Source organism: Belnapia arida, from assembly GCF_016773205.1.
GTDB lineage: Bacteria > Pseudomonadota > Alphaproteobacteria > Acetobacterales > Acetobacteraceae > Belnapia > Belnapia arida.
In genome coordinates this window covers 1-14,241 of the sequence record NZ_JAETWB010000064.1, presented here as the reverse complement: position 1 = coordinate 14,241, position 14,241 = coordinate 1, and the positions used below count along the sequence as shown (strand labels likewise).

Below are 14,241 nucleotides of genomic sequence, written 5' to 3'. Positions count from 1 at the left end.
CCAGAGCAGAAGGTGGCGGCGTTCCAGGCGGCTGCTTCAGCCGTGCAACACTGTCCGTAAAGGCGGGGCAAGGCCAGTCTTCTCCTGGTACAGGGCGTTGGCGCCCACACCGACCCCGAACGCCTGCCGGAAGGCGCCGGTCTTGCGGACCATCTGCTGCGCGGCATCGAACAGGATCCGGGCCTGATCGCGCGTCACCGCCGCGGCATAGCCTTCGGCGCCGCCCTCGCCCTCGACAAAGGTCAGGTAGAGCGCGATCGGAGCGGCGAGCGTGGTCTTGCCGTTGCCGCGGGGGACGAAGACCACCGCCTGGCGGAACCGGCGTGTGGTCGTGCCGCGCTCGACGAAGCCGAAGAGGTTGGCAAACACCAGCTTCTGCCACGGCATGAGCCGCAGCGGCTGGCCGGCCTCGGGGCCCTTGATGTTGGGCATCTGCCCGGCAAACAGCAGGGCTGCCTCGACCAGCTCGGGCTGGAACGCCCAAGCCCCCTCCCCTGCCTCAGCGGCGGCCTTGTCGCGCAGGAAGCGCGCACAGGCGAGCACCGCCAGCCGCCCGGCTGGGATGACGCCACTCACCACCGCCTCGGCATAGGCGACGGCCTCAGCGACGCCCTGCGGGGCTGCTGAGGCCCTGTTAGCCAGCGCTCTTGCCGCCATGGATCACCTTCAGCTGGCTCCAGGGTGACTGCTCTTCAGCGGGCTCCTGAGCACCGGCGGCTAATCTGGGCCGAGCCGCTGGTGAGAAGCCCAGCTCCGAGGCGGCCTTGATCATCAGCGCCGCAGCGCGGTTCATGATGCCGATGTAGGGCGACTGCACCGGCGTGCCGTCACGCGTCTTGGTCAGCAGCGGCAAGCTGGTGTTCTGGTCCAGCTGCGCCTGCATGGTGGCCGCGGTGCGGTAGCGCGCCTCAGCCTCGACCCAGATGGCCAACAGCCCGCGGTCGATCTGCTTCAGGAGGCCACGCGGCGCGTGCTCGAGGGCGTAGCGCCAGCCGGCCTGCTGTGCCTCGGTCATCCAAGCCGGCGGCTCTGGGAGGAGGTCGCCGGTGGCCTCAGGCTCGCCCGCCCTCCCCTTGCCGTGGCGGGTGGCGTTCAGCGTGCCGCGGAGCTTGTGCAGCTCGGTCGGGACAGGCTTGCGGCCGCGCATCTCAGGCCGCCTCAGCGGTGGGGAACGGCAGGTCGTTGCCCTCTCGCACGGCCTGCTGCCCGGTGAATGCCTGCCAGCGGGTCACGGCGACGTCGACATAGGCCGGTGACAGCTCGATCGCGTGACAGGCCCGCCCCGTCATCTCGGCCGCGATCAGGGTGGTGCCCGAGCCGCAGAAGGGCTCATAGACCGCCTGGCCGGGGCTGGAGTTGTTCTCGATCGGCCGGCGCATGCACTCGACCGGCTTCTGGGTGCCGTGCACCGTCTCGGCGTCCTGGCCACGGCTGGCAATCTGCCAGAGCGTCGACTGCTTCCGGTCGCCAGCCCAGTGGCCGTTAGCGGCCTTGCGGACGGCATACCAGCAGGGCTCGTGCTGCCAATGGTAGTGCCCACGGCCAAGTACCAGCCTGTCCTTGGCCCAGACGATCTGGGCGCGGATCTCGAAGCCGCAGGCGGTGAGGCTCTCGGCCACGGCCGCAGCATGGAGGGCGCCGTGCCAGACATAGGCGACCTCGCCGGGGAACAGCGCCCAGGCCTCGCGCCAATCGGCTCGGTCGTCATTGGCCACAGCGCCGGTGCGGCGGGTGGTGCTGAGGCCGGCGCGGTTGCGCCAGGCGGGGTCGTACTCGACGCCATAGGGCGGGTCAGTGACCATCAGATGCGGCCGGACGCCGCCCAGGGCTGCCTCAACAGCCTCCGGGGTGGTGCTGTCGCCGCAGGCCAGACGATGGCGCCCGAGCAGCCATACGTCGCCAGGGCGGGTCACCGGCTCGGCCGGCGCCTCTGGCACGGCATCTGGGTCAGTGAGGCCAGCGGTGTTCTCGACCAACAGCGCGGTGAGCTCGCCGTCGCTGAAGCCGATCAGGCCTAGGTCGGCGCCCATGCCGCGGAGGTCAGCCAGCTCGACCCGCAGCTGCTCCTCGTCCCAGCCAGCGTTCAAGGCCAGCTTGTTGTCCGCCAGCACGTAGGCGCGTTTCTGAGCGTCGCTCCAGCCCCGAGCGACCATGACTGGTACCTCGGTCAGGCGGAGCGCCCGAGCTGCCAGGACGCGGCCATGGCCGGCGATGATGCCGCCCACCTCGTCGACTAGCACGGGCGTTGTCCAGCCCCACTCTTGGATGCTGGCGGCGATCTGCGCTACCTGCACGTCGCTGTGGGTGCGGGCATTCCGAGCATACGGGATGAGGCTGGCGACGGAGCGGCGCTCGACGGCGTCAGCGGGCCAGGTCTGGGCGATGTGGCTCATAACGGCCCCGTTCAGTAATTTCGCAAGCGAAGAAATTCAGCGGGGGCTCGGTCCGGCGGCCAAAGTCCGTCGACTTTGACACCCCCCTCCCCCATCGCGCTCAGCGCCCTCATCGTCGGGCATCGACCCCATCGCGCTGCGACTCACGTCGGTGACAGGGTACGCAAATCGGCGCCAGCCAGCGCCGGTCGAGGCGCAGCGGGTCGTGGATGCCGTGGAACCCGCGCATGTGGTGCACCTCGGTAGCAGCGGTGACGCGGCCGGCTGTCTGGCACATGCGGCACAGCGGCTCGTCAGCCAGCACCTGCAGACGCAGACGCCGCCAGTCTCCGCCGTACCCACGTGCCGCGCTGCTGGCGTTGCTCTCGCGTCGAAAGCCGGAAGCCGATGGCCTCCAAGCTTCTGAGCGGTGCAGCGGTGAGCGGAGCGGCATGACGGCGTCCTTCGGCCGAAGCGCCGCAAACAATGCAGCGCACGGCGACTATGCGGGCGACGGCTGTGAGGAACAATAACCTTCCTTTTCGCTCTACTACGAAATCCTTCGATCACCGTTCGCGGGCAGCGGCTGAGACAGAGATTTTGTCGACATTGTCGCCTCGCGTGTGTGAAGCACTGGAAGCAATTTCCTCCTCCTTTCTCTTATTCGCTCTTCCGATTGCTCCGCGCGCGCGAGGCGACAATGTCGACATCATGCCGCCTGCGACCGCCGCCGGCGGATAGCTTCGGCGGTTTCCTGCTGCGCCTGCGCGCGGCGCTCCCGCTCCTGCTGTGCCCTCGCCGCAAAGGTGGAATGGACGCGGGGGTTGACGTCCCATGCCGCCGGAGGTTTGGACGCATTCGTAGTCGCCACCGGGCTCAGCCAACCCATGGTCACCAGGCTTTCCATCACCTCAAGCAACTCCCGCCGCTGCTCAGGGGCCTCCAGTGCACGATAGGACCGCATCACGTCGCGTGCGGTCACTCGCTCAAGCCGCTTGACGAGGATGAACCCTGCTACCCACCGAGCGTGCCCGGTTTGCGCCGTCAAGAACATCAGCGCATCCGCCCGCAGCGCATGAGGCAGTACGATATCGCGGATGTAGGCGGCGGCCCGTGCTGCAGTAGCTTCCGCCACCACCCGCAGCACAGGCCCCTCGACACCTCGGGCTTGGCAGTCTGCGACGTCGACCAAATGGAACAGTAGGGTCAAGCGTGCGAAGAGCCCACGCCACTTTCCGAAAGCCGCTCGCAGCCGGCTCGAGGTATCCGGCAGGCCGGACATCTCACGCACCAGGTGATCGATGGCTTCGCGGTGAGCGTGGGCGTCACGATGCAACGTGACCGGACCGGCAAGAGCCCCGAAGCGAGTCTCATCTGGTCGCATTTCCGCGAGCACCGGGAACAGCGCCTCATAGCGAGCAGAGGCTTGCCGGTCTGGCGCGCGGTCCGCCCCTTCATTTGGCGGACCCGGGACGACGTAGATGAACCGCTGGAGGAGACCGTCATCAGCAGCGTTCTGGGCAATACGCTGGATCGGCTCCGGCTGGATACCACCCAGGAAGGTAGCGGACCAGTTTGGGATGGAAAAGGTGCCTCGCTGGATCCGATCGATCGTATAGCGCCCACCGTTGTAGAGTCGGAGATAGGCACCGCGGTCACCACCGCCTGTACCGCCGCTCTTGTAGCGGTCAAGATTAGCAAGAAACTCGGACATCTCATCCTGCCTGACGAGCACCTTGCTTGCCGGCGCAGATTGCTTAGCTTGAGGGTCGTCACGGAGCACCTCCGACAAGGCCTCAGTCGTCGTCCCTTCTACGATGTACCGCTCCTGCTGCGGCACTTCTGGTTCAGTGGCCGGGTCGCCACCATTATCCTTCCAAGCCTTCGTCTTTGCCTTGTGTTCGCGAACCTCCTCGGCATGTCGCAAGCGAGCCTCATGCTCCAATGCGTCGATCGGCTTGGTAGCTGCACGAATGATCGGGGTCTTGAGTACGGATGGATCGCCGACGATCGCGCCCCAGATGCGGGGGCTCTCTGTCCAGGTGGTATCGAACCGCTTGGGCTGCAGGACGAAATCGTCATGGGTGACGCTGGCGAGCGACACCAGCGCGGCTAATGCGACGCTGGCAGGGTCGACGCCCATGCGCTCCGCGGTGTCTTTCACGAAGGGCCAGATGGCAAGGGGAACGTGCTCAGCCTTTAACTCCGGCGTGCCGGTCATTTCACTACTGCTGAGAAAGTCGATAGGCTCCGGCCAGGCCTCGTTGTTACCCACAGGCGCCTGAGCGCCTGCGGCTGGCCGCTCGCCCAGCTTGTCGCGCGCTGTCCGAACCGCACGAGGGATGTCATCAAACCGAGCTTGCCAGCGGCCAGGCTTCGCGGCGCCATCCGTGCCGTCGCGGATCTCTTGCGGAACAGCCAGCATCATTCCGCGCAGCCACTCTTCAGCATCGGCATCAGGCACCCCATGCGCCAATGATCGCATGGCAAGCACGGCTATAGGGCGGTGGTACTCCGCCGAGGTCAGAATGGCGGTGATCAGCTCGGCTGTCGTCCGCGCCTCCCCAGAGCTTTCGCCGGTATCTAAATTGAAGCCTCCTGCTCGGTGGGCAGCTCTCGGCCGGTTACTCCTCGCCGCGACCGCCTCCTCCAGCCGCTCGATGGCTTCGTTGAGGTTGAGGTCGGCGCTCGTCTCAAGGATGATCTGCGACAAGCGAGGAGCGCCCTTGCGGTGCCATGTGCCTGGCCACCGCATGGGATGTGAGGCCGGCACGCTGGTTGGATCACCACCCACAAGAGCTGTCGCCAGCCCGCGGGCACGCTTCAGCTTCTTATGCTCCGCAGGGTCGCTGGTTGGCTCATCAAGCCGCCAGTGTAGGTGCAGCTTGGGTTCAGCTTCCCCGGTTGCAGGGTTAATCCACTCACCGCCGCTGGCGACGACGATGGTAGCGGGTCCTAGCAGGTACTCGAGCTGAGCTCGTGCGGCAGCAGGGCTCTCGTCACACTCGACACTGAGGACCAGACCCAGGAGAAGGTCGTTCTCGCCGGCAGAGCGACTGCTGTTGAATACAGCAATTGGTGGGGCGAACACGACCGGCTGCTCTGCGCGAGCCGCCCGTGTCGCCATGGCCGTCGCTTCGTCGATCAGCCCCTCGAGATCATCGCTCACTTCCCGAGCGACGATTTCAAAAACCCGCTGCTTGTCCTCGTAGAAGCCACGAAGCGACACAAAGCCGCCTGGATCTGCATATTTGAATAGCGATCGGATCATTCGACCGATCTGCATTCGGTCAGCTTCGAGACGCGCAGAGTCAGTCATTTGCGCCCCCCTCACGCCGCCGCCGTTCACGGCGCCACTGTTCGAGCAGGGCGCGGCCAGTGATTTCCAGCGCCACCTCAGGCGTTGGAGTTGGCGCCTCTGAGGATGCCGGGCAATCCGCTGGTTCTTGCCAGCGGCGCCGGAAAGACGGGTTGCGTCGCGAGTCGCTCATCGCGGCGGCCGAAGCGGCGTCCATCAGCAGTCACCATAACCCGGCCATGGATCGAAAGCAGCTGGCCCGTGAAGCTGCTCGGCTTCGAATACCTCAATGTCTTCGAGGCGATAGAGCACACGTCCACCGATTTTGAGGTATGGCGGCCCCTTCTTCTCGTAGCGGTAGCGCTCCAGTGTGCGGTGACTGGCGCGCCAGCGGCGAGCAAGCTCGACCTGTGTGAGATGGCGCGTTGTGTCAAACGCGACCCTGCTTGGGTCGCGTGGATGCTGTCGTACCTGCTGCTTCATGGTGTCGCCCTTACTGCGGAGCGGCGCGGGATGCGCCGGGCGACGTACCCTTTATGTCGGTCTAGCGAGCATTTCCAAAACTCCGTTAATCTCCGGCCCGGAGATTCCGGGGATCAAATTCTTTTTGAAAATCAATGCGTTATGGCCGCCCTGCTCAGCTATCTCTCCGGAGATCTCCGGCCCGGCTTCTGCCAAGATGCCGGAACTAACGGCTCACGGATCAGTACAAAGGGATCCCTGGGGATCTTGCGACCGAAATGCACTTCGGCTGCCTTTCGGCACGCAGACGCACTAGGCGGCGCCTCGCTTTTTGGCCATATCTTGACACGGTGTATGAGCCACTCACGTAGTAGGTCGTCGCTGTACTCTCGAGGCGCTATCTGAGCCTTCTCGACGTCGCCTGCTTTCGGCACCAATCGCTCATTACGCTCAAGCGAAGGCTGCTCGATTGTCTCCACCCGAACGCTCCGCAGAATATCGACTCGACTGCTGCGTTTTTCCCTCACCCTGAAGCGCACGCGCACCTCATCAAGCGAAGAGCAAAAAAAGACATCTGACCTCCTTTGAATACGCGGCTTATCCAGTTCGGAAGCCGCCTCAGCTATCACCTCAAAAGGCACGGCGACCCTTTGAGATTGTAAGCCACCCAACGGATCACGGCCTGTGACCTTGAGATCAGGCCTACTAGCCATGAGCTGAAGCAGTCGTTTCGACAACCACCATTCAGCTGTCGGCTCGATATCTATGATTGGGTTATACTCGTTTCTCCAGAGCGCCTCAAACTCCGGACCGCCCTCCCGGTACTGCTTGGCATAAGCAGCCAACAGCGCATCCGCCGTTTCCAATAGGGTCCACCCGCTCAGCGGCGGCGTGAGCGGTGATATGGAGTTTCGGCATTTCTCAGAGAGCATCGCCCTGCTCATCAGATGGTGTCCTTGGACTATGTGGCTTGGGGTGAAAGGGGATCAGAGCCACCTCGCTTGGCTGTACGGACACTCATTAGGGTATCTGCTGCGTCCTAACCTTTACTACGACGAGCTTCGCACGCTTTCTCAAGTACCGCCGCTAATTCTTTAAAACGCTGTTTTCGCTGTACCTTTTGCTCAGGCAGTACCAGCCTGACGGGCGAACGATGACCCCTTCGCCCCAAGCTCCTCCGCTTCCGCCCCACCTCCGCGAGGTCTGCTGCATCCTCGGAGTCGGCTTGTTGCGGCTCCAGCGCCGCACTGCCGAAGATATCGTCCGTGACGCCGCACAGCCGGGTGACCAGGGAGAGAGTTCGCTACACTTCCGCGCCGACCAGAGCATGCATGCGAACCGGACCAACCGGAGACCCGCATGCCCCGTGTAGCCGCCCAGAACGCCGCCCAGGCGCCGGCTCTCATCATCGCCGCCATCCCACCAGCGGACGTCCTCGGCCGCCTGGCAGCCCTGCAAGCTGCGCCTATCGCCCACCTCAAGCAGCAATGGCGCGAGCTCTACGGCAAGGAGCCACCGCCCTTCAGCCGCACCTACATCCAGAGTCGCCTCGCCTACCGCATCCAGGAACTAGCCTATGGCGGCCTCAAGCCCGAGACCCGGGCGCGGCTGGAGGCGCTCGGCGAGCAGCTGGATGGCGGCAATGTCGTCCTCCGCCGCATCCGAGCCGACAGCCGCCCGCTACCCGGGACACAGCTGATCCGCGAGTACGACGGCGTCCAGCACGTGGTCACGGTCCGCGGCGACGACTTTGAGTACGAGGGTCGGCCCTATCGGTCCCTCTCCGCCATCGCCCGGCACATCACCGGCACCCGCTGGAACGGCTGGACCTTCTTCGGACTGAAAGGGAGGCCCGGAGTATGAGCCGCCGCAAGCTGCCGGCTGACGGCATCATGCCGGCTTCGGTGAAGAAGCTCCGCTGCGCCGTCTACACCCGCAAGAGCACCGACGAGGGCCTCGACCGCGAGTTCAACACCCTCGACGCCCAGCGCGATGCCTGCGAGGCGTACGTGGCCTCCCAGCGCGCCGAGGGCTGGGTGCTGGTCCGCGACCGCTACGACGACGGCGGCTTCTCCGGCGGCACGCTGGAGCGGCCGGCGCTGCGGCGGCTGCTGACCGATATCGAGCAGGGCCGGGTGGACGTCATCGTCGTCTACAAGATCGACCGGCTCAGCCGCTCCCTCATGGACTTCGCCAAACTGGTCGAGACCATGGAGGCGCACGGTGTCACCTTCGTCTCCGTCACCCAAAGCTTCAACACCACGACCAGCATGGGGCGCCTAACGCTCAACATCCTGCTCTCCTTCGCCCAGTTTGAGCGCGAGGTGATCGGCGAGCGGATCCGGGACAAGTTCGCCGCCTCTCGGGCCCGCGGCATGTGGATGGGGGGCAAGGTGCCGCTCGGCTATGACGTGGTGGCGCGCAAGCTGGTGGTGAGTGAGGATGGCGCGGCGCGGGTCCGGCGAGTGTTCGAGCTCTTCGTCGAGACGGGTTCCGGCACAGAGACTGCCAAGCGGCTCCAGGCGGAGGGTGTGACCAGCAGATCAGGTCGGCCGCTCGACAAGCGCGACGTCTACAAGCTGCTGCACCTGCGGACCTACATCGGCGAGGTCAGCCACAAGGGGCAGGTCTACCCTGGCGAGCACGCGGCGATCGTGCCGCAGGAACTGTGGGACAGGGTCCACGCCATTCTACACGTCAGCCCGCGGGCCCGAGCCGCCCAGAACCGGCAGCATGCACCGGCGCTGCTGAAGGGCCTGATCTTTGGCATCGATGGCCGGGCAATGTCGCCGACGCATAGCCGGAAGAACGGCCGGCTGTACCGCTACTACGTGGCGCAGCGGGTCCTAAAGGGCGACGTCGCCGGGGACGACGGCATCGTGCGTCGGGTGTCGGCCGCGGAGATCGAGGCGGCGGTGGTGGATCAGGTCCGGGCGCTGCTGCGGCAGCCTGAGATTGTCGTTGGAACTTGGCAGGCGGCGAGGGTCGAGGCGCCGGATGTGACTGAAGGGGAAGTCCGGGATGCGCTGGAGCGGCTCAATCCGCTCTGGAGTGAGCTGTTCCCGGCCGAGCAGGCGCGGATCGTGCGGGCGCTGGTGGAGCGGGTCGTCGTTGGGCCCAGTGGCGCAGACATTCGGCTGCGGGTCGAAGGGTTGTCCGGCCTCGTTCGGGATCTCGGCGCGTTCGCGCCTGGTGCGGAGCGTGTAGCGGCATGAGCGCCACCGCCAGCATCACGGTCCGGGTGCCGTTGGCCATCCGTCGGCGGCCGGGGCGGAAGACGGTTGTGACGCCGGCTCAAGACGACGTGCCGGCTGTGACCACGCGTGCCGATCCGGCTCTGGTTAAAGCGTTGGCCCGGGCGTTCCGGTATCAGAGGCTGTTGGACGAGGAGAGGTACGCGTCTATCAGTGAGATGGCGGCGGCGGAAAGGATCGAGCGAGGGTACCTCGGTACGCTGGTCCGCCTGACGCTGCTGGCGCCGGAGATCGTGGAGGCGATCCTCGACGGCAAGGCCTCGTCTCTCTTCGAGCTGCCACAGTTGCTGGGGCCGCTTCCGCTGAGTTGGGTGGAGCAGCGGTCTGTGATCACTCGCTACCGGAGTGCATAGAGCAGTTGTCGTAGGATGAACTGCGTGACCGATCCTGGCCGGAAGCGGACCGGCAGCTTTCGATCGATGATCCGGTGAAACCAGACTTCCACCACTCACGGACCAACCGGCAGGGTTCGCCCCGAAGCGGTCTCATGCGGGTCAAACAACGCGGAAGCGCTCCTCATGACAAACCCAATGCGTGCTCGGCTATCTCGCCACGTTCACAACTTTGAAACCACGAGCCCTCGGCGCCTAATCCCAAACGCTCCAGCCCGTCAGGGCCGGAGCGCCGCACTGGTCAGGTTGGGACGCGTCGGCTCTCTGCCATCGCGCCGTAGACGAGGTTCTTGAACAGCATCCGGGTCTGCACTCGGTTGCTCGGGCCCTGGGCCATCAGGATGCCGACAAGCCCCTCGGCCCGGTCGATTGTGAAGGAGGTTCCCCACGCGCCCGCCCACATCGCATCGCCAGGGCTGCCTGGGGAGAAGCCCATGCCATCCGCCAGTCGCACGCCGAAGCCAAGGCCAAAGCCATACCCCGGTCCGGTGGAGGCGGAGGGGTTTCCGCCCATGCCCACGATGTGGTTGGACATCATGAAGTTCACGACCGGCGCCGCGAGGTAGCGCTGCCCGTCCAACACGCCGCCATTGGCGAGCATCTGGGAGAAGCGCAGGTAGTCAGCCGCCGTGGAGACCATGCCCGCGCCGCCGCGGAAGTAGGACAGCCCGGCCTCGTTTTCCAGGATGCGGTAGGCCCGCCACATCGGCGCGGTCTGCGGGTCCGTCGTCGGAGCCTCCGCCAAGCGGCCCCGCTTCCCGGGCTCCACAAACCAGGCCGTGTCGCGCATGCCCAGCGGATCGAGCAGACGTTCTCTGAAATGGCGGTCGAGCGGCTGGCCCGACACGCGTTCCACCAGCAGGCCGAGCACGTCGGTCGATATGGAGTAGTGGAACATCGTCCCCGGCTGATGCGCGAGCGGGATGGTGCCGAGGCGCCGCAGCATCTCGTCGCTGGTGATCGGGCCGGCCGAGGCCTCGATGTTGTGTCCCTCGTAGAGCTCCTTCAGCCGCGGCGTCGGCGCGCTGTTAGAATAGATGAAGCCGGCGGTATGCCGAAGCAGATCATGCACGAGGATGGGCCGGATGGGTGCCACGTCTTCCGTCGGCTGCCCCTCACGGCGCTGTTCCACCTTCAGGTTGGCGAGTTCAGGCATCCAGTTCGTGATGGGGTCGTTGAGCTTCATCCGCCCTTCCTCGACCAGCATCATCGCCGCGACGGAGGTGATGGGCTTTGTCATCGAGGCCTGCAGGAAGATCGCGTCCATCGGCATCGGACGCGTACGGGCGGCGTCCTGGTGGCCGACCGCCTCCATGTGCACGACCTGCCCGTTGCGGGCGACCGCGACAACGCAACCGGGGAAAGAACCGCGCTCGGCTTCCCGCTCCAATGCGGATCGGATGCGTGCCAGGCGCTCACGCGAGAAGCCCTGCACCAGGTCGCCGCTTCCTGTGATCGGGCGAGGTTGAGCGCCCGACGTAGTCGTCGCGGGCGCTTGAGCCGATGCGGAACCAGCGGCAGCAAAGATTCCAGAGACGCCAGCCGCAAGCGCGGTGCGCCGTGAGGCTTGGACCGTGTTCATCGTTTCCTCCACGGTTGGTCCTTAGGTAACCTGCAGGCGCCCACATTCGCCTGCGGGCCATCCCACAGGAACGCTAGAACACGATGCGGCCCGGGCCAAGGACGAGGCCAGTCGGCGCCCCCGTATGGCGAAACCGGTGATCGCCTGTGCGCCGGTCCCGGCTGCGGAACAATCGTCCGCTTCGCCCAGCACGGTCAGTCGAGCTCGGCGGCGCATTCTCCGCTTTTTAGAGAAGCCAGGCGCGGGCCCAAGTGACCGTTGTGAGTGCAGAGCGGCATGATCGGTGTTGGCCGAAAGCGGCCTGGCCGCTTCCGGGCGACAGGCTTGGATAGCGAACTCCGTCCGCTGCGCTGAGGCTGCTCACCCACGCACGTCGGCGCCACCGAATATGACCTGGTTGCGAACCCCTTGCTGGAAGAGACCGTAGAGGAACTTCTGGTCGCCCCCGCTCGCCGTGTCGAGCGCTTCCAGCTGGTCGGGTGCCAAGCTCAGGCCGAGCGCAGTCACGTTGTCGGCCACCTGTGCGGCGCGGCTTACCCCCATCAATGTGGAGGCGACGCCCAACCGTCCCACCACCCAGGCCAACGCGACGCGGGCCGGGCTCTCGCCCATCTCATTCGCAACGCCCTTCAGCGTCTCGACAATGGTCCAGTTGCGGTCGGTGAACAGCGTATCGCCGAACGGGTTGTCGCCATCCAGCCGCTTGTCACCGTCCGGGCGCCGTTGACCGTCCGCTTGTGCCTGGTTCGGCACGCCGCCCTGGCGGGGCGCTGCGGCCTCGACGGCGGCACGGTCGTACTTGCCGGTCAGCAGGCCATAGGCCAGCGGGCTCCACGGCACCAAACCCATGCCGAAGGCCTGGCCCAGGGGGACGTGCTCGCTCTCCACGCCGCGCTCGACCAGCGAGTAGAAGTACTGCAGCCCGACGGGCGACGGCAGGCCACGCACCTGCGCCAGCGTGGCGAGCTGTGCGGCGTACCAGGCGGGCATGTTCGAGATACCCCAGTAGCGGATCTTCCCCGCCTGGATCAGCGCCGCCATGGTCTGGAGCAGCTCCTCCGCGGGGGTGATGCCGTCCCAGATGTGGATCCAGTAGAGGTCGATGAAGTCCGTGCGCAGCCGCCGCAACGAGCGCTCGACCGCCGCATGGATGTGCCGCGCGCCGTTGCCGCCCTGGTGAAACCCCTGGCCCGTGGCGAAGCCCGACTTGGTTGCGATCACCATCCGGTCGCGCAGGCCGCTTTCGGCGACGAAGTGGCCGACCATCTCCTCCGAGCGGCCGCCGGAGTACACGTCGGCGGTGTCGATGAAGTTGCCGCCCAGCTCGACGTATCGCTCGAAGATGGCGCGGCTGCCAGCCTCGTCGGCACCCCACCGCGTCGTGCCGAAGGTCATCGTGCCCAGGGCCAGCGGGCTGACCAGCAGCCCCGAGCGGCCAAGCGGGCGGTAGGTTTGAAGGTTCAACGTGTGCTCCTCTCTCCGTGCAGCCTGCCGAAGATGGACCGCAGCCCGGGGGGCGATTAGTGCCCTTGGGACGTATGGGTTGCTGAAGGATTTTCAGGAATGGACCGCGAGCTCTGGTCGGGCCTTGCCGTGTTTGCGGAGATCGTGGAGGCAGGCAGCTTCGCGGGGGCGGCAACCCGGCTTGGCCTGTCGGCATCGGCGCTGAGCCATGCCATGCGGACCCTGGAGGGCAGGCTGGGCATCCGCCTGCTGGACCGCACCACCCGCTCCCTCTCACCGACGGGCGCGGGCGAGCAGCTCCTGCTGCGGCTACGTCCCGCGATGTCCTCTGTGGAGGACATGCTGGCCGAGCTCGATCAGGCGCGCGACCGCCCGGCGGGGCGGGTCCGCGTCAACGCACATCGGCCAGCGGCCGTCCATGTCGTCCTGCCCCGCCTCGCGACGCTGTCGCGACGCTACCCGGACGTTGCGGTGGAATTGGCCGTCAACGACGGGTTGGTCGATATCGTGGCCGAGCGCTTCGACTGCGGCGTGCGGCACGCGGGCGGTTTGCAGGGGGACATGATCTCGGTGCGGATCAGCGAGCCGATGGAGCTCGTCTTCGCGGCGGCACCCTCCTATCTTGAGGAGCATGGCACGCCAGCAACGCCCGACGACCTCGGCGCGCATCGATGCATCAGCTACCGCCATACCTCGTCAGGCGCGCTCCACCGCTGGGAGTTCATGCGCGATGGCGAGATGTTCGGACGTGCAGTGCCCGAGACATTCATCACCAACGACGCCGACCTGATGCGCGACGCGGCATTGTCCGGGCTAGGCGTCGTGTGCCTGCTGCGCCTCCAGGCTGCTCCGTATCTGGCCGACGGATCGCTGGTCGAGGTGCTGCCGGGATGGGCGCCGGTGCTGGCCGCCAACCACCTGTATTATCCGAGCCGCCGCCAGCCAAGCGCAGCATTCCGTGCCTTCCTGGAGGTGATGCGGGCTTGACTGTCCAAGGCCTGGGAGGCTGAATTCTGGGGCGGCCGCCACCTCGCTTCGCCAGAGCCGAGTACGCCATGTCGGCTTGCAGGAGGGCGGCGTATGTAACCAACGGTCGAGATAGGCGCATAGCCGCCAATACTCGCTGTCGGTCGGCAACCTTAGGGCGCCCTTCAACACCGGATCCAATGCGAAACGGCACGAAGGTCGCCTTCGGGTTGATCGATTGGAATTAGTTCCGACCGCCCGACTGCGCCCGGCCACCAACATCGCGGTCTGGATGCCACTCGCTTTTCGGCGCCGGCGGGCCGGATTCAGGCCTGGTCTCCAGCGGCCGCACCTGCACTCGCGCCGGCAAGAGAGTAAGCGTCCGGTGATGCGGCGTAAGCGTCCAGTGAGGCGGCGACCGACCGTCAGGTTGTCGCGGCTTCGGCGTCGC

At 66.0% G+C, this 14,241-nt stretch carries 12 protein-coding genes; 4 read left to right on the top strand and 8 right to left on the bottom strand.

The window, feature by feature from the left end:
- Positions 1–36: 36 nt before the first annotated feature.
- The 6 genes from JMJ56_RS30895 to JMJ56_RS30865 all read right to left on the bottom strand — a co-directional run bounded on the left by JMJ56_RS30895 (position 37) and on the right by JMJ56_RS30865 (position 7,076).
- Positions 37–657, bottom strand: coding sequence for a terminase large subunit domain-containing protein (locus tag JMJ56_RS30895; protein WP_202835623.1), 621 nt, complete (start codon positions 655–657; stop codon positions 37–39).
- Positions 635–1,147: a phage terminase small subunit P27 family gene (locus JMJ56_RS30890; RefSeq protein WP_202835622.1), complete on the bottom strand. Its 513-nt coding sequence runs from the start codon at positions 1,145–1,147 to the stop codon at positions 635–637. Before JMJ56_RS30890 ends, JMJ56_RS30895 begins: the two co-directional genes overlap by 23 nt.
- A 1-nt stretch (position 1,148) precedes the next feature.
- The gene (locus JMJ56_RS30885; RefSeq protein WP_202835620.1) at positions 1,149–2,393 is read right to left on the bottom strand and encodes a site-specific DNA-methyltransferase; all 1,245 of its coding nucleotides are present in this window, start codon (positions 2,391–2,393) and stop codon (positions 1,149–1,151) included.
- A gap of 688 nt (positions 2,394–3,081) precedes the next feature.
- Positions 3,082–5,658 carry a DUF3987 domain-containing protein gene (locus JMJ56_RS30875; protein ID WP_202835617.1) on the bottom strand — a complete coding sequence of 859 codons (2,577 nt, stop codon included), beginning with the start codon at positions 5,656–5,658 and terminating at the stop codon, positions 3,082–3,084.
- A gap of 228 nt (positions 5,659–5,886) precedes the next feature.
- Positions 5,887–6,153, bottom strand: coding sequence for a helix-turn-helix transcriptional regulator (locus JMJ56_RS30870; protein ID WP_202835615.1), 267 nt, complete (start codon positions 6,151–6,153; stop codon positions 5,887–5,889).
- Between the two features lie 158 nt (positions 6,154–6,311).
- The gene (locus JMJ56_RS30865) at positions 6,312–7,076 is read right to left on the bottom strand and encodes a hypothetical protein (protein WP_202835613.1); all 765 of its coding nucleotides are present in this window, start codon (positions 7,074–7,076) and stop codon (positions 6,312–6,314) included.
- Positions 7,077–7,491: 415 nt separating this feature from the next.
- Between JMJ56_RS30865 and JMJ56_RS30860 the strand changes: the two genes are divergently transcribed.
- Genes JMJ56_RS30860 through JMJ56_RS30850 form a run of 3 tightly spaced genes read left to right on the top strand, consistent with a single transcriptional unit; the run spans position 7,492 to position 9,739 of the window.
- Positions 7,492–7,995, top strand: coding sequence for a DUF2924 domain-containing protein (locus tag JMJ56_RS30860; protein WP_202835612.1), 504 nt, complete (start codon positions 7,492–7,494; stop codon positions 7,993–7,995).
- Positions 7,992–9,347, top strand: coding sequence for a recombinase family protein (locus JMJ56_RS30855; RefSeq protein WP_202835610.1), 1,356 nt, complete (start codon positions 7,992–7,994; stop codon positions 9,345–9,347). Before JMJ56_RS30860 ends, JMJ56_RS30855 begins: the two co-directional genes overlap by 4 nt.
- Complete coding sequence (locus JMJ56_RS30850; RefSeq protein ID WP_202835609.1) at positions 9,344–9,739, top strand: hypothetical protein; 396 nt, start codon at positions 9,344–9,346, stop codon at positions 9,737–9,739. The genes JMJ56_RS30855 and JMJ56_RS30850 overlap by 4 nt, the downstream gene beginning before the upstream one ends.
- A gap of 280 nt (positions 9,740–10,019) precedes the next feature.
- Here JMJ56_RS30850 and JMJ56_RS30845 read toward each other — a convergent pair whose 3' ends face one another.
- Together JMJ56_RS30845 and JMJ56_RS30840 are read right to left on the bottom strand one after the other, a co-directional pair.
- The gene (locus JMJ56_RS30845) at positions 10,020–11,360 is read right to left on the bottom strand and encodes a serine hydrolase domain-containing protein (RefSeq protein ID WP_202835608.1); all 1,341 of its coding nucleotides are present in this window, start codon (positions 11,358–11,360) and stop codon (positions 10,020–10,022) included.
- A gap of 360 nt (positions 11,361–11,720) precedes the next feature.
- Entirely contained in the window at positions 11,721–12,824 is a 1,104-nt protein-coding gene (locus tag JMJ56_RS30840) for an aldo/keto reductase (RefSeq protein WP_202835606.1), read from the bottom strand.
- Positions 12,825–12,923: 99 nt separating this feature from the next.
- On the opposite strand from JMJ56_RS30840, the gene JMJ56_RS30835 reads away from it, so the two are divergent.
- On the top strand, positions 12,924–13,811 hold the full coding sequence (locus JMJ56_RS30835; RefSeq protein WP_202835604.1) for a LysR family transcriptional regulator: 888 nt from the start codon (positions 12,924–12,926) through the stop codon (positions 13,809–13,811).
- Positions 13,812–14,241: the final 430 nt, after the last annotated feature.